This window comes from Nakamurella sp. UYEF19, assembly GCF_040546275.1.
In the GTDB taxonomy this organism is placed as follows: Bacteria; Actinomycetota; Actinomycetes; order Mycobacteriales; family Nakamurellaceae; genus Nakamurella.
Window position 1 is genome coordinate 351088 of sequence record NZ_JBEPNO010000001.1, and the last position, 14615, is coordinate 365702.

Annotated in this window: 15 protein-coding genes; 9 read left to right on the forward strand and 6 right to left on the reverse strand. The window is 67.7% G+C overall.

Features of this window, described 5'->3' with window-relative positions; translation table 11 throughout:
• Positions 1 to 138 precede the first annotated feature (138 nt).
• Entirely contained in the window at positions 139 to 909 is a 771-nt protein-coding gene (locus ABIB25_RS01630) for an enoyl-CoA hydratase-related protein (protein WP_354526654.1), read from the forward strand.
• Positions 910 to 977: 68 nt separating this feature from the next.
• On the opposite strand, the gene ABIB25_RS01635 is transcribed toward ABIB25_RS01630, so the two are convergent.
• The 3 genes from ABIB25_RS01635 to ABIB25_RS01645 form a co-directional block, all read right to left on the reverse strand.
• Positions 978 to 2021, reverse strand: coding sequence for an NAD(P)-dependent alcohol dehydrogenase (locus ABIB25_RS01635; protein ID WP_354526655.1), 1044 nt, complete (start codon positions 2019 to 2021; stop codon positions 978 to 980).
• A gap of 126 nt (positions 2022 to 2147) precedes the next feature.
• Positions 2148 to 3317, reverse strand: coding sequence for a 4-hydroxybenzoate 3-monooxygenase (locus tag ABIB25_RS01640; RefSeq protein ID WP_354526656.1), 1170 nt, complete (start codon positions 3315 to 3317; stop codon positions 2148 to 2150).
• Between the two features lie 14 nt (positions 3318 to 3331).
• Positions 3332 to 4129 (reverse strand): IclR family transcriptional regulator, encoded by a 798-nt coding sequence (locus tag ABIB25_RS01645; protein WP_354526657.1) that lies wholly within the window; start codon positions 4127 to 4129, stop codon positions 3332 to 3334.
• 142 nt (positions 4130 to 4271) lie between these two features.
• Between ABIB25_RS01645 and ABIB25_RS01650 the strand changes: the two genes are divergently transcribed.
• The 8 genes from ABIB25_RS01650 to ABIB25_RS01685 all read left to right on the forward strand — a co-directional run bounded on the left by ABIB25_RS01650 (position 4272) and on the right by ABIB25_RS01685 (position 11256).
• Positions 4272 to 5453, forward strand: coding sequence for a thiolase family protein (locus ABIB25_RS01650; protein ID WP_354526658.1), 1182 nt, complete (start codon positions 4272 to 4274; stop codon positions 5451 to 5453).
• A complete protein-coding gene (gene pcaH, locus ABIB25_RS01655; protein ID WP_354526659.1) occupies positions 5450 to 6169 on the forward strand; it encodes a protocatechuate 3,4-dioxygenase subunit beta in 720 nt (239 codons plus the stop codon). Before ABIB25_RS01650 ends, pcaH begins: the two co-directional genes overlap by 4 nt.
• The gene (gene pcaG / locus ABIB25_RS01660; RefSeq protein WP_354526660.1) at positions 6166 to 6729 is read left to right on the forward strand and encodes a protocatechuate 3,4-dioxygenase subunit alpha; all 564 of its coding nucleotides are present in this window, start codon (positions 6166 to 6168) and stop codon (positions 6727 to 6729) included. Before pcaH ends, pcaG begins: the two co-directional genes overlap by 4 nt.
• Positions 6726 to 7901, forward strand: coding sequence for a lyase family protein (locus tag ABIB25_RS01665; protein WP_354526661.1), 1176 nt, complete (start codon positions 6726 to 6728; stop codon positions 7899 to 7901). The genes pcaG and ABIB25_RS01665 overlap by 4 nt, the downstream gene beginning before the upstream one ends.
• Positions 7898 to 8722: a 3-oxoadipate enol-lactonase gene (gene pcaD, locus ABIB25_RS01670; RefSeq protein WP_354526662.1), complete on the forward strand. Its 825-nt coding sequence runs from the start codon at positions 7898 to 7900 to the stop codon at positions 8720 to 8722. The genes ABIB25_RS01665 and pcaD overlap by 4 nt, the downstream gene beginning before the upstream one ends.
• A complete protein-coding gene (pcaC, locus tag ABIB25_RS01675; protein WP_354526663.1) occupies positions 8722 to 9147 on the forward strand; it encodes a 4-carboxymuconolactone decarboxylase in 426 nt (141 codons plus the stop codon). The genes pcaD and pcaC overlap by 1 nt, the downstream gene beginning before the upstream one ends.
• 365 nt (positions 9148 to 9512) lie before the next feature.
• A complete protein-coding gene (locus tag ABIB25_RS01680; RefSeq protein WP_354526664.1) occupies positions 9513 to 10799 on the forward strand; it encodes an EAL domain-containing protein in 1287 nt (428 codons plus the stop codon).
• A gap of 100 nt (positions 10800 to 10899) precedes the next feature.
• Positions 10900 to 11256 carry a hypothetical protein gene (locus ABIB25_RS01685; RefSeq protein WP_354526665.1) on the forward strand — a complete coding sequence of 119 codons (357 nt, stop codon included), beginning with the start codon at positions 10900 to 10902 and terminating at the stop codon, positions 11254 to 11256.
• 2 nt (positions 11257 to 11258) lie between these two features.
• Here the strand turns inward: ABIB25_RS01685 and ABIB25_RS01690 are convergent, their stop codons facing one another.
• The 3 genes from ABIB25_RS01690 to ABIB25_RS01700 all read right to left on the reverse strand — a co-directional run bounded on the left by ABIB25_RS01690 (position 11259) and on the right by ABIB25_RS01700 (position 14431).
• Complete coding sequence (locus ABIB25_RS01690) at positions 11259 to 12053, reverse strand: ATP-binding cassette domain-containing protein (RefSeq protein WP_354526666.1); 795 nt, start codon at positions 12051 to 12053, stop codon at positions 11259 to 11261.
• Between the two features lie 18 nt (positions 12054 to 12071).
• The gene (locus ABIB25_RS01695) at positions 12072 to 13106 is read right to left on the reverse strand and encodes an ABC transporter permease (protein WP_354526667.1); all 1035 of its coding nucleotides are present in this window, start codon (positions 13104 to 13106) and stop codon (positions 12072 to 12074) included.
• Between the two features lie 140 nt (positions 13107 to 13246).
• The gene (locus tag ABIB25_RS01700) at positions 13247 to 14431 is read right to left on the reverse strand and encodes a substrate-binding domain-containing protein (RefSeq protein ID WP_354526668.1); all 1185 of its coding nucleotides are present in this window, start codon (positions 14429 to 14431) and stop codon (positions 13247 to 13249) included.
• Positions 14432 to 14615 lie beyond the last annotated feature (184 nt).

Genomic DNA, 14615 nt, shown 5'->3' on the forward strand with positions numbered 1-14615 from the left:
CCCCGTTTCCCCTCCACCTGGTTCCACCCGGAAGATCCGAGCCGCGCCGCCGTGGTGGGACAGATTCTGCCACGCGGGAGGCCAGCACACTATGTCTCCGACTCGCCGGGCGGTGAACGGGTGAAGGACACTGAACGGGTGCCGACCGACTTGCTTATCCACATCGATGGATCTGCCGCCTGGATCGAACTTGCCGAGCCGCAGCGGGGTTGTCCGTTGAACCTTCGGACCGTCGCCCAGCTCGCCGCAGCGATCGCCGGGGCCAGAGCGGCGGACTGCGCGGTGGTCGTCCTCGCTTCTTCGGGGCGGGCGTTCTCGGTGGGCGGTGACATCAAGGACTTCGCCGCGGCCGCCGACCCTGGCGCATACATCGACGAGCTCGCGCATGCCCTGCACGCGGTGATCCTGGAGCTGCATGCGCTGGACGCCATCGTGATCAGCGTCGTCCAAGGGGTGGCAGCAGGGGCGGGGTTCCCGCTCGCCGCCGCTGCAGATCTGGTGATTGCCGGCGAGTCCGCCACTTTCACGCTGGCGTACAACAAGATCGGTCTGACGCCGGACGGCGGCAGCTCGCTGCTGACCTCCACCTTGGGCTTCCATCGGACCATGGCTCTCGCGCTGCTCAACCCGCTGATGACGGCGTCGGAGGCACACTCGGCCGGATTGGTGTCCGCCGTCCATCCGGACGGCGAGGTGACCGCCGCGGTGCGGGCCGTCGTCGAGACGCTGCTGGCCGGTTCACGGTCCGCCCAGGTCGGGACCAAACGCCTGCTGCGCGGGCGGGCACTGCCGCTGACCGGCTCCGACTTGGACCTCGAAGCCTCCCGGATCAGCGCCGCCGCCGACGGCCCGGACGGCCGTGAAGGGGTGCGCGCGTTCGTCGAGAAGCGCGCACCCCACTTCGGCTGACGGTCCGGGCGGGCGGCCGTCGACGTCAGGGCAGATCGCGACTCGACGCGACCGCCCTGAGGTCGAGATCAGGCGAAGGTCGCCGTGTCGATGACGAAGCGGTAGCGGACGTCACTGTCGACGACGCGGTCGTAGGCCTCGTCGATCTGCTCACCGGAGATGACCTCGATCTCGGAACCGAGGTGGTGCTCCGCGCAGAAGTCGAGCATCTCCTGCGTCTGGGCGATGCCGCCGATCATCGATCCGGCCCAGCTCCGCCGCATCGGGATCAGGGCAAAGGCGGGCACGGACTGCGGTTCCGCCGGTGCGCCGACGTTGACGAGGGTCCCGTTCAGACCCAGCAGCGAGAGGTAGTCGGCCATCGGAAGGTTGGCCGAGACGGTGTTGATGATCAGGTCGAAGCTGCCGGCCAGGTCCTTGAACGTCGCCGGGTCGCTGGTGGCATAGAAGTGGTCGGCGCCGAGCTTGAGACCATCGTCCTTCTTGGACAGGGTCTGCGAGAGCACGGTGACCTCGGCCCCGAGCGCATGGGCGATCTTGACGCCCATGTGGCCCAGCCCGCCGAGTCCGACGATCGCCACCTTCTTGCCCGGTCCCGCACCCCAGTGCTTGAGCGGTGAGTAGAGCGTGACGCCGGCACAGAGCAGGGGGGCGGCCACGTCGAGGGAGACACCTTCGGGAATCGACAGGACGAAGTCCTGGTCGACCACGATGTGCGTGCTGTAGCCACCCTGCGTGGGTTGGCCGTCCCGGCCGATGGCGCCGTAGGTGCCGACGTTGCCCTCGAGGCAGTACTGCTCCTCGCCCGCCAGGCAGTTCACGCACTTGCGACACGAGTCGACCATGCAGCCGACGCCGACCCGGTCACCGACCTGGTGCTTGTCGACCGCGGATCCGATCTCCTCGACCGTGCCGGCGATCTCGTGTCCGGGGACCAGCGGGAAGTTGACCTGGCCCCACTCCTCGCGCGCGGTATGGATGTCGGAGTGGCAGATGCCGGCGAAGGCGATCTTGATGAGGACGTCGCGCGGGCCGAGGTCACGGCGCTCGATGGTGGTCTTCTCGAACGGGGCCTTGGCGCTGGGCGTGGCGTAGGCGGTCACAGAACGCATGCTGGATCGAATCTCCTTCGTAGAGCACAGGTGGTGCACCGATTCCCGGCGCCATCAGAATCAATACCCGACGGCGGCCCGGCCAACCAGCGTTCCAGGGTAACGAGGGTCTCAGGACTGCGTGCGTCAGCGTCGGAACGGCAACCCGGTGTAGCTCTCGGCCAACGTCGTGGCTGCCGACCGTGACGACTCGAGGCCGCGCAGCTGGGACAGCTGGAGCTCGGCGTCGAACTCGTCCCCGAAACGGTGCAGCATCGAGGTCATCCACCACGAGAAGTGTGTGGTGCGCCAGACTCTGGCCAGTGCGGTGTCCGAATACCTGTCGGCCGGCCCTGGATCGTCGTCCAGCAGGAGGGCAGCAAGGGCCACGTCGAGCACCGCCACGTCGGCGACCGCGAGATTGAGTCCCTTGGCGCCGGTCGGCGGCACGATGTGGGCCGCATCACCGGCCAGGAAGAGCCGGCCGTGCCGCATCGGTGCGCTGACGAAACTCCGCATGGGCGTGATGGCCTTGTCCAGGACCGGCCCGTCGGCGAGCTCCCAGCCGTCGAGTGCGAGCCTGGTGGACAGCTCGTCCCAGATGCGGTCGTCCGAGTAGTCCTCGATCCGCTCGTCGGCGCCGACCTGGAGATACAACCGACTGATCTCGGCGCTTCGCATGCTGTGCATCGCGAAACCATGCGGGTGCCAGGCGTAGATCAATTCGTCGGTCGACGGCGGCACGGCGGCCAGGATGCCCAACCAGGCGAAGGGGTAGTCCCGAGTCATCACCTTCTGCGTCGCAGCCGGAAGCTGCGGACGGCAGATGCCATGGAAGCCGTCACACCCGGCGATCACCTGGCAATCGATTCGCTGCGGGTTCCCGTCGGCGTCGGTGAAAGTCACGCTGGGAGCGTCGCCATCGACGTCGTGGACGGCGGTGTCGGTCACCTCGAAAAACATCGGCAGCCCGTCGCGGTCGCCGGCGTCGATGAGGTCCTTCACCACCTCCGTCTGTCCGTAGACCCACACCGAACGGCCGCACAGGTCGGGGAAGTCAACCCGGTGCCGGGTGCCCGGCCACTGGAGGTAGATCCCGTCGTGCCGTAGACCCTGCTCGTGAAGTCGTTGTCCGAGACCGAGTTCGGTCAGCAGATCGACCGTGCCCTGCTCCAGGACGCCCGCCCGCAGGCGCGCCTTGACGTAGTCCCTCGAACGATTCTCGACCAGGACCGTGTCGATGCCGCGGCGGGCCAGCAGATGGGACAACAGCAATCCCGCAGGGCCGGCTCCGATGATGGCCACCTGTGTGCGCATCCGCCGATGATGGACTACCGGCCGGAATCGATCGAGGGCCGACTTCCACTGGATGGATCCGACTTGCCGATCGATCGCGAGATCCCGCGGGCAGCGAGCATCAGGGCCGGCGCGAGCTTCGCCAGGCCCCCTCGATTGCCGGCCGCCACGATGCCCAGTGCTGCGATCACCCGGCCGCTCCGGTCCGATACGGGCACCGCGATCGAGTAGGTGCCGATGGTCATCTCCTGGGCGGTCTCCGACCATCCGCGCCGACGGATCTCGGCCAGCTGCCGGAGCATCCGCCCCCGTTCCACCACGGTGAATGCAGTGACCCGGATCAGATGATCCATCGCCTCGGCGATCACCCCGGGATCGGCGTGGGCCAGCAGGACCTTCCCGACCCCGGTGGCGTGGAGCGGCAACTCGGACCCGCTGCGACTCACCACGGCCACGGATCTCGTGCCGGAGATCCGCTCCACGTAGAGCGCCTGCAGACCGCGACGCACGGCGATCTGGACGTTCTCGCCGGTGGTGGCGGCCAAGTCCTGCATGAACGGCAGTGCGACGTCGCGCAGCTCGCGGGACACCGGGGCCAGCAGCCCGAGTTCCCAGAGCCTTGGCCCGATCTCGTACCTTCCGTCGGGGCGCCGGACGAGTCCGCCCCAGGCGACCAGCTCGGCCACCAGTCGGTGGCAGGTGCTCAGCGGCAGCCCGGCCCGCGCGGCGATCTCGGACAGCCCGGCCCGCGGCAGATCGGTGTCGAAGGCGGACAGCACCGCCAGCGCCCTCGACGTCACGCTGCGTCCGGCCGAACCCGATCCGCCCGCCACCGCAGTCCTCCGATCCGAAACCTTCTGCTCAGTGGAAGGCCAGGGTAGCCACCACCGCGATCGGCGGCCTATTTTGACCCGGAAGGGTCGACCGCAGCGGAGCGCGGCCCGTAGGCATAGGGAAGTGCTGGTTGATCCACCGATGACCGAGGACGTCTTCGTACTCGATGCCGTTCGCACACCGTTCGGCCGTTTCAACGGCGCGCTCGCCGGCACCCGGCCTGACGACCTGGCCGCCCATGTGCTGCAGGCACTACCCGCCCGGCACCCCGGACTCGATCCTGCGGCCATCGACGACGTCCTGCTCGGCAACGCCAACGGCGCCGGTGAGGAGAACCGGAACGTGGCCAGGATGGCGGTGCTGCTGGCCGGCTGGCCCACCTCCGTGACCGGGGCGACCGTCAACCGACTGTGCGGTTCGGGGATGGAAGCCGTCCTGCAGGCCCGGCGGGCCATTGCCATCGGTGACGCCGCGCTGCTGGTCGCCGGTGGAGTGGAGTCCATGACCAGGGCGCCGTGGGTGGTGCCGAAGCCGGACCGGGCGTTCCCGGCCGGGCACCAGACGATGTCGTCCACGACGCTCGGCTGGCGCCTGGTCAACCCGGCCATGGATCCGCGCTGGACGATCGCGCTGGGGGAGAGCTCCGAGCACCTGGCCGACGTCTACTCGATCAGCCGCGACGCCCAGGACGAGTTCGCCCTGCGGAGCCATCAACTGGCTCATCAGGCCTGGGAGGCAGGGGTTTTCGCCGACGAGGTGGTCGGCATCCCGGGACTCGACCTGGTGCGGGACGAAGGCATCAGACCTGACACCGACCTCGGCGCCCTGGCCCGGCTCGAGCCGGCATTCCGGCCCGGCGGCACCGTGACAGCGGGGAACTCCTCGCCGCTGAACGACGGCGCATCAGCGCTGCTCGTCGGCAACAGCGCTGCGGCCCAGAGCATCTCGGCGCTGCCGTTGGCCCGAATCGTGTCCGGTGCGGTTGCCGGCGTCGACCCTGACGTCTTCGGGATCGGACCCGTCCAGGCGGCACGAGATGCGCTGCGGCGAGCCGGGATCGGATTCGATGATCTCCGTTTCGTCGAATTGAACGAGGCTTTCGCGGTGCAGTCGCTGGCATGCCTGTCGTGGTGGCCGGAGCTGGATCCGGCCAAGGTGAACGTCTTCGGCGGCGCGATCGCGATCGGTCATCCGCTGGGGGCCTCCGGCGCCCGCATCGTCGGGGCGCTGGCCCACCGACTGCGGGCGGCCGGTGGGGGATACGGCCTGGCTGCCCTGTGCATCGGCGTCGGCCAGGGCATGGCCATGGTGCTGGAAGCATGACCAGCTACGTGAACCCGCCGGCGGGGACACACCCGCCACTCGACAGTCCGGAGTACGGCAGCACGGCGCTGCGGCACCCGCTGCGGACGCCGATCGACCTGCCGCAGCGGCTCACCGAGGTCACCGGTCCGGTGCTCGGCGACCGCAAGCCCGGTGACCTGGACGCCGACCTGACGCGGCAGCACGACGGCGAACCGCAGGGTCAGCGGATCATCGTGCAGGGGCGGGTTCTCGACTCGGACGGACGCCCGGTCCCGCACACCCTCATCGAGACGTGGCAGGCCAATGCCGGTGGTCGCTACCAACACGTCCGGGACCGCTGGGACAGTCCGCTGGACCCCAACTTCTCCGGCCTGGGACGCACCATGACGGACTCGTTCGGTCGCTATCGATTCGTGACCATCCGGCCCGGGGCCTACCCGTGGAAGAACCATCTGAACGCCTGGCGTCCCGCCCACATCCATTTCTCGCTCTTCGGTCGGGCCTTCACCCAGCGGTTGGTCACCCAGATGTACTTCCCCGGCGATCCGTTGTTCTTCCAGGATCCGATCTTCAACTCCATTCCCGATCCCGCCGCCCGGGAGCGACTGATCTCCCGCTTCAACCTGGATCGGACGGTCCCGGAGTGGGCGCTGGCCTACGACTTCGACATCGTGCTGAGGGGTACCGGTTCGACACCCTTCGAGAGCGACGACGACGTGGAGGACGAGGCATGACAGCCGGCCTGACCCCCTCGCAAACCGTCGGCCCGTATCTGTCGATCGGATTGGCCTGGGTCGACGGGGTGTTCGCCGCCGAACCTGGGTCACCGGGCGGATTCTGGTTGCGTGGAAAACTTTTCGACGGTGCCGGGCAGCCTGTGCCGGACGGCCTGGTGGAATCGTGGCAGGCCGACCCGGACGGCTGGTTCGCTTCTCCGGAGGATCCGCGGGGCGCAAGGGAGTATCCCGGATTCCGCGGATATGCGCGGAGCAGCACCGACTCCGAGGGCGCCTTCGAGATCTTCACCGTCAAGCCCGGCCGGGTCCCGGACGGACAGGGTGGACTGCAGGCACCCCACATCGATCTGTCGGTCTTCGCCCGTGGCATGCTCGACCGCGTGGTCACCCGGGTCTACTTCGAGGATGAGATCGATGCCAACGACGCCGATCCGGTGCTCGCCCTGCTGCCGGACGACGAGACAAGGGGCACCCTCGTCGCGAAGGTCTCCGCTGACGGATATCGGATGGACATCCATCTGCAGGGTGAGCTCGAGACGGTCTTCTTCGCGCTGTGACCGGGATCTTCGGGACGACCTTCACCCGTGGGTGGGATACCGGGCTTCCGGACGACCAGGCGTGGCTCGACGCTCTGGTCCAGGTCGAAAAGGCGCTCGTGGATGCGGGGGAGCGAGCCGGCGTCATTCCTCCGTTCGCAGCGCATGACATCAGGTCGGGGTGGAGCGGGGCGTCGGCATTCGGGGTGGAGCAGATCGGCGAGGGTGCCGGAGCCGGCGGCAATCCCGTCATTCCACTGGTGCTGGCATTGAAGGCGGCGGTACCGGAGGAGGTTCAGCGCTTTGTCCATCTGGGCGCCACCAGCCAGGACGTCCTCGATACCGCGGCGATGCTGTTGTCCCGCAGAGCAATCGAGCAGATCGTCGGCCATCTGACCAGGGCAGCCGACGCCGCGGCCGACCTCGCTGGCAGTCACGCCGACACGACGATGGCGGGCCGCACGTTGATGCAGGACGCGCTGCCGATGACATTCGGGCTCAGGGCTGCCGGCTGGATGCAGGGCCTGGACGGGGCGGCCGATCGACTGCGCCTGGTGGCCGCCGGGCTGCCCGTCCAGTACGGCGGACCGGTCGGTACCTTCTCGGGCTCGCTCGCGGCCGGATCTGCCATCAGGGGGGCGCTGGCCGACCGGCTCGGTCTGGCCGACACCACCTTGGCCTGGCACACCGCGCGGCTGCCGATCGGCGATCTGGCCGGAGCACTCGGTACCGCGGCCGGCATCGTCGGGAAGGTGGCCCTGGATGTGGTGCTGATGGCCCAGACCGCCGTCGGCGAGGCGGCGGAGGGATCTCCGTCAGGAGTGGGTCATCGGGGAGCCGATGGACACGGTGGGTCGAGTTCCATGTCGCACAAGCACAATCCGATCTCCGCCATTTCCGCGCGGGCCTGCGCGCAGCGGACGCCGGGGCTGGTGGCCACGCTCTACGCGGGGATGGAGCAGGAGCAGGAGCGTGCCGCGGGTGCCTGGCACAGCGAGTGGGAAACGCTCGGCGACCTGTTGAGACTCACCGGGTCGGCCGCGGCCTGGCTCACCGACTCGTTGCAGCACCTGATGATCGACGCAACAGAGATGCTCCGCCACTCCGCACCCCTGCCCGGCGGTCCGGGCGAATCCCGTTCACTGGTGGACGGTGCCCTGGCAACCAGGTCGAACAAGCGGGCGAATCGATGACTGCGGTGCCCGTGCACTACCGGATCGATTGCGCACCTTCGCTTCCGGCGGACGCACCGACCATGGTGATGGCCGGGTCCCTCGGCTCGACGCTGGAGATGTGGGACGCGCAGGCAGCCGTCCTGGCACGGTCGGCGCGGATCGTCCGCTTCGACATCCGTGGCCACGGGCGGACGCCGATGGCCGGCACCACCGTCGGCATCAGTGATCTGGCCGACGACCTGCTGGCATTGTTGGACCGTCTGGACCTCGGTCGGGTGCACCTGGCCGGTCTGTCCCTGGGGGGAATGGTGAGCATGTCGCTCGCCTCCCGGCGCCCCGATCGGGTCGAGAGCCTCTCGGTGGTCTGCACTTCGGCCTACCTGCCACCGGCCAGGGGTTGGCTCGACCGGGCTGCCTCCGTTCGCGCCGGGGGCACCGGGGCCGTCGCCGATGCGGTGGTCGCCCGCTGGTTCACCCCGGACTTCCAATGGAATCGGCCCGAGGTGGTGGTGCGCTACCGGGACATGATCGCTTCGATCTCGCCGGCCGGATACGCCGCCTGCTGCGAGGCGATCGCAGCCATGGATCTTCGTGCCGACCTGGCCTCGATCACCGCCCCCACCCTGGTGATCGCAGGCAGTGAGGACCCGGCCACCCCGCCGGACCATCAAAGGGCCATCGCCTCGGCGATCAGCGGTGCCCGTCTGGAGATTCTCGGCCCGGCGGCACACCTGGCCAACGTCGAACAGGCCGAGGCAGTCAGCTCGCTGCTCGCGGATCAGATGGGCGTTCCGGTCGGCCACCCGCACGGGGAACTTCAAGTCGAGGAAGGCCGCTGATGGACGATCGGGAGCGATACGACGAGGGAATGGCGATCCGCCGGGCCGTGCTGGGCCGCGATCACGTCGATCGATCGGTGAACGGGACCACCGACTTCACCGCACCGTTCCAGGACTTCATCACCCGATATGCCTGGGGTGACATCTGGACGAGACCAGGCCTCGACCGGCAGAGCCGCAGCATGATCACCCTGGCGGTGCTCACCGCGCTCGGACAGGAACACGAACTAGCCCTCCACGTGGGTGCGGCTCTGCGAAACGGACTGACCCGCGAGCAGATCCAGGAGGTATTCCTGCATACGGCGGTGTACGCCGGAGTCCCGGCCGCCAACCGGGCTTTTGCGGTGGCGCAGCAGACCTTCGACGGACTGGACACGCCGACGGGTCCGCCGCCGGTGCCCCCGGTGCTGCCATCCACGGATTGAGCGCCCGGCTCCCGGGAAGTGATCCAGGCCCGGAATGCACTTCTTTTTCCGCCGATGGACGCCATGGCAATCGCGTTCTTCTCTCCAATTGCTCCCACCACAGGCTGCGGACGCTCGAATGGAACCAGATGTCGTGACCCGCGGTGACGATTTCGTCCTCTGCGACAGACGCTGCTGCGCGGTTGAGTCGTCAAACGGCACTGTCGGGTGAAAGCCAAATCGGGCTCTTTGCCGCGCTGATTACCGGCCGGTAGCGTCACGGAGGGCAGTTCCGCTGCCGACGGGCGATCGCCGGAACAGATGCCGAGACCGGGACGCGCGCGAGTCCTGATCTGCAGCACGATGTTCCGGCGGGGAGGTCCTCCATGTCAGATGTCACCGTCTCGGAACCCGATGACGCCCGCACGCACCGGCAACCTTCCGAATCCGACACCGGGCGGGCCCAGCGGATCGTGGCTCTCGCGCGCCGGCACCTCCGGATGGACGTCGCCTACGTCTCCGAGTTCGCAGCCGGTGCGGACGTCTACCGGTTCGTCGACGGCAGCGGCGCCGCGTTCGGGATCCGGGTCGACGGACGAATTTTCGCCGGAGTCACCTTCGATCGTCAACTGGCCGACGGAGCGATCCCGCCGCTGCGTGCCGACCGGTCGAATACCGATCCGGCCATGGTCCGGTCCGAGGTATCGGCCTACGTCGGCGTCCCGTTGGTGCTCTCGGACGGAACGGTGTTCGGCACCTTCTGCGCGCTGAGCCGGAAGCCCGCACCGTTGGACGCACGCGACCTCGGCGTGATGGCGCTCTTCGCCGAGCTCCTGGTCCGCGAGCTGGACGAACAACACGCCAGCGACCGCTCCAGGGAGCGGATCGTCCAGCTCCTCAACTCGTGCAGCATCGCCATCGCATTCCAGCCCATCATCGACGTCCGGGACGGGTGCTGCCTCGGTGTCGAGGCCCTGTCCCGCTTCCCGTCCGGATTCGGCTCGCCGGACACGGTGTTCGCCACCGCCCGGACGGTCGCGCTGGGGACGGAACTCGAGGTCCTGGCGCTGAAGAGGGCCATCAGCTTCCTGCCGCTGGTTCCCCCCGATCAGTTCCTGGCGCTCAACCTGACTCCCGAGGTGGCCTTCGACCTGGCCCGCGATCCGTCCTTGTCAGCGGGTCTGCCACTCGACCGGCTGGTGCTGGAGGTCACCGAGAACATGGCGATGCAACGCTACCGGGAGTTTCGGGAACGCCTTGCGCCGCTGCGGGAACGAGGGCTTCGGTTGGCCATCGACGACGCGGGCGCCGGATACGCCTCGCTCTACCACATCATCGAATTGCAACCCGACATCGTGAAGATCGATCGTTCGATCGTCAGCGGTGTTGATCGGGATCGTTCGCGCCGCAGCGCCATTCGTGCTTTCGTGGCGATCGCCGCCGACCTCGGCGCCAGCGTGGTGGCCGAGGGCATCGAGACCGTAGCCGAGCTGGACACCGTCCGGGAGCTCGGTGTCGACGCCGGTCAGGGTTACCTTCTCGCACAGCCCAGTACGGACACCTCCCGTCTGGCGGGATCCAGGAGCCTGCTCCCGGCCCAGGTCGCCGCGAGCAGTTCGCCTCGTGCGGCACGCCCGGTCCGCCGGCATGCCCTGGGCCGGAAGGTCTCCTGAGAGGAACCGTGCGACGTCTGCCGCCCCGATGATCGACGGATCCACCAGATCAGGGAATTCCCCTGATGTCGCATCCATCTGCCGCCGTCACACTTCTCCAGTGGACGAACGACACGCGAAGCAGGGCAGCGCGACGACGAAGGACAGCGACATCCGGCTGGCCGAGGCGATCATCGACGACGCCTTCGCCTCGATGGTCGTCGAGAGCCGCGACGAGGTCGCCGCCAAGGAAGGCGCGGCGGCGGCAGCGAAACGCAACCTGGCGGTCGTCCTGGCCCAGCAGTCCGCGTGGAACCGGGCCGGCACCTTCGATCATGTGGTCGGGTTCCGGGCCGTGGTCCTCGCCCAGGTCGCCCACCTCGCCGAGACCTCGCTGCCCGCCTGCATACACCTCCGCGCCCTGACGGCCTACCTTTCCGAGTTCCATCCGGCCGACGAGCCCCGTCGACCGGAATGAGGTCAGCCCTTGTCCAGGGTGGTCGCACCGGTCATGATCGCCACCGCTTCCATGGGCGTGTGGGACTGGGGCGTGATGACGCCCGCGCAGCCACCGAGGCGCGCGATGTGGATCCGGTCGGACACCTCGAAGACGTTCGGCATGTTGTGGCTGATCAGGATGACCGGAAGGCCCTTGGCCTTGATCCGGCGGATCAGGTTGAGCACCTGACCGGTCTCCTTCACGCCGAGTGCGGCAGTGGGTTCGTCCAGCACCACGAACTTGTCGGCGAACGCGGCCGCACGGGCGACGGCGACGGCCTGACGTTGCCCGCCCGAGAGGGTTTCGACGGCCTGACCCATGTTCTGGATGGTGCCGATCCCGAGCTCGGCCATGGACGCGGAAGCACGTTCCTTCATCGCCTTCTTGTCCATCATCCGGAAGACGCTGCCAAGGGGTCCTGGCCGCTTCAGCTCCCGGCCGAGGAACAGATTGCTGGCGATGTCGAGTGCCGGGGCCACCGCGAGTGTCTGGTAGACGGTCTCGATCCCGGCGGACCTGGCGTCCATCGGCGTCCGGAACGTGACCGGTTGCCCGTCCAGCAGGATCTCGCCGGAATCCGGCTGGACCGCACCGGTCAACGCCTTGATCAGCGTCGACTTACCGGCGCCGTTGTCGCCGATGATCGCCAGCACCTCGCCGGGGTAGAGGTCCAGATCGACCCCGTCGAGGGCCACCACCCGCCCGTAGGTCTTGATCAGGCCGCGGGCCGACAGAATCGGCCGACCGAGGTCGCCGCCTGGGCTTGTCTTGTGCATCGAGGGAGCAGACATGTTCTAGGCCTTGACCTTTCGAATCCATTGGTCGATAGAGACGGCGCCGATGATCAGGACACCGATGGCCAGGACGCGCCATTGGTCGTCCACTCCGGCGAGCGACAGACCGCTGCGGAAGACGTAGACGATGAGCGCGCCGAGCATGGTCCCGCTGATGGCGCCGCGCCCGCCGAACAGGCTGGTGCCGCCGATCACCACGGCCGTGATGCTCTCGAGGTTGGCATCGACGATGGCGTTGGGGCTGGCCGTCCCCGCGCGGCCGATGAGGACCCACGCGGTGATCCCGAAGATGACACCGGCCACCAGGTAGACGGTCAACAGCACGCGATTGACCCTGATACCGGCCAGTCGGGCACCCTCGATGTCATCGCCGACGGCGTACACGTGTCGGCCCCAGGCGGTCTGGTTCAGCACGAAGGCCATGACGATCGCGAGCAACGCCACGACCAGGACACCGGTGGTGATCCGGAAATTGCCGATGCTGATGAGGTTCCCGGTCCAGTTGAGCAGGTCCGGCATGTCAGATCCCTGGACACTCTTGCCGCCGGAGTAGAGCAGCCCGACGGCCGTGAAGATCGACAGCGTCCCGAGCGTGACGATGAATGGGGGCAGCCGGAGTCTGGTGACCAGCAGACCGTTCAGGAAACCACCGGCCGCACCGAATGCGATGCCGATGAGCAGGGCCAGGAACCCGGGAACACCCTGCGAGGCAGCCAGATTCGCCATCAGCAGCATGGACAGGATAGTGAGAGCGCCGACCGACAGGTCGATGCCGGCGGTCAGGATCACCAGGGTCTGGCCGATGGCCAGCGCGGCCACCACCGCCACCTGCTGGAGGATCAACGAGATGTTGCCCGCGTAGGCCAGCCGCGGATTGATGAACGAGAAGACGACGAACGAGATGATCAGCACCAGCAGCGGACTGACCGAGGGGTGTGAATGCAGGACGTGCTGAATTCGCTGGACCGGCGATTGCCGACGCTGGGCGAACTGCTCGGCCGCACTGGCCGGTGGTTGATGCTCTGTGGTGGTCATGGCGGATCTCCTGGCTCGTCATTCTTGGTGTAGCGGAGGGACTTGCGCGCGCTGGAAGATGCGCAATGGCAGTCGGTCGGAGGTACTGCGGGTCCGTTCGCGTCGGATGAACGGACCCGCAGCACTACCAGGAGCGCAGGTCAGCCCCAGCAGATCTTCGAACCCGCTTCAGTGGTGATGCTCTGGACACCGGCGGCAGTCTTGTCGGTGACCAGAGCGACCCCGGTGTCGTAGAACGACAGTCCAGGCGAGACGGCCGGCTTGGCGCCGCCGCGAGCAATGGTGGCGATGGAATCGACGCCCAGCTGCGCCATGCGGAGCGGGTACTGCTGGGACGTCGCCCCGATGATGCCGGACTTGACCTGGCCGACGCCCTGGCAGCCACCATCGACGGAGACGATCAGCGCGCCCTTGGTGCCGGCGGCCTTGAGGGCCGAATCGGCGCCGACTGCGGCAGGCTCGTTGATCGTGTAGACCACATTGATGTCAGGATTCTTGGCGAGGCAGTTCTCCATGGCGGTCTTGCCGCCGTCGGTGCTGCCCTGGGTGGGCTCGTTGCAGACGATCGTGTAGGTGCCGCCCGAGTACTTGCCGGTCTTGTCCTCGTCGCCGTTCTTGGCCTTGTCCTTGACGTCGATTCCCATGCCGGAGAGGAAGCCCTGGTCCCGGTTGTAGTCGACGGAGACGATCTTGTCGTTGAACAGATCGAGCAGGGCGATGGTGGCCGGCTTGCCAGCGAGCTGGGCCGCGGTCCACTTGCCGATCAGTTCACCGGCCTTGAAGTTGTCGGTGGCGAAGGTGATGTCGACGGTGTCGGCGGGGTCAGGCGGGGTGTCGAGCGCAATGACGTAGAGGCCGGCCGCCCGGGCCTTCTTGATGGCCGGGTTGACCCCTGGACCGTTGGGGGTGATCAGGATGCCCTTGTCGCCGCGCGAGATGGCGTTCTCGATCGCCTGGATCTGGCCGTCCTCGTCGCCGTCCGCCTTTCCCGAGGCAATGGTGATCTTGACGTTGTCCTTGGCGGCGGCCGCCTTGGCGCCGTTCTGCATGGCGATGAAGAACGGATTGAGGGAGTCCTTCGTGATCAGCGTGACGGCGACCGAGGCGCCGGTCGGCACCACCGCGGAGGACCCGGCCGAGGCTGACGGCGCCGAGCTCGCGGCCGGTGCGGCACTCGAGACCGGTGCTGCGCTGCTGGTCGGCGCCGCACTGCTGGAGCTCGAGGTGGTGCCGGGCGCGGCCGTGGTGCTGCTGCTTCCGCATGCGCTGAGCGTGAGGGCGACCGCAGCGACCATGGCGAGCGGCGCCAGGCTCTTGCGGGTCATGTGTCGAGTGGAATGCATCATTTCTCCCTGATGTGCGATGAACAACGGAACGCGGTTGACGGATCGATGAATCGAAGAAATGCAAACAACAGAAGCATTTCTTCGGAAGTGGGCCGTGTCTCTCGTGGTTCCGGCAGGTCAGCCGAATTTCGCATCGAGAACACGGTGGTGCGGGCGGGCGTCC

Bases quoted from the DNA above. Each gene is read 5' to 3' on its own strand.
- pcaC (WP_354526663.1), top strand. From the start codon at position 8,722: ATGGACGATCGGGAGCGATACGACGAGGGAATGGCGATCCGCCGGGCC.
- ABIB25_RS01635 (WP_354526655.1), bottom strand. From the start codon at position 2,021: ATGCGTTCTGTGACCGCCTACGCCACGCCCAGCGCCAAGGCCCCGTTC.
- pcaH (WP_354526659.1), top strand. From the start codon at position 5,450: ATGACCAGCTACGTGAACCCGCCGGCGGGGACACACCCGCCACTCGAC.
- pcaG (WP_354526660.1), top strand. From the start codon at position 6,166: ATGACAGCCGGCCTGACCCCCTCGCAAACCGTCGGCCCGTATCTGTCG.
- ABIB25_RS01690 (WP_354526666.1), bottom strand. From the start codon at position 12,053: ATGCACAAGACAAGCCCAGGCGGCGACCTCGGTCGGCCGATTCTGTCG.
- ABIB25_RS01650 (WP_354526658.1), top strand. From the start codon at position 4,272: ATGACCGAGGACGTCTTCGTACTCGATGCCGTTCGCACACCGTTCGGC.
- ABIB25_RS01680 (WP_354526664.1), top strand. From the start codon at position 9,513: ATGTCAGATGTCACCGTCTCGGAACCCGATGACGCCCGCACGCACCGG.
- ABIB25_RS01700 (WP_354526668.1), bottom strand. From the start codon at position 14,431: ATGACCCGCAAGAGCCTGGCGCCGCTCGCCATGGTCGCTGCGGTCGCC.
- ABIB25_RS01695 (WP_354526667.1), bottom strand. From the start codon at position 13,106: ATGACCACCACAGAGCATCAACCACCGGCCAGTGCGGCCGAGCAGTTC.
- pcaD (WP_354526662.1), top strand. From the start codon at position 7,898: ATGACTGCGGTGCCCGTGCACTACCGGATCGATTGCGCACCTTCGCTT.
- ABIB25_RS01640 (WP_354526656.1), bottom strand. From the start codon at position 3,317: ATGCGCACACAGGTGGCCATCATCGGAGCCGGCCCTGCGGGATTGCTG.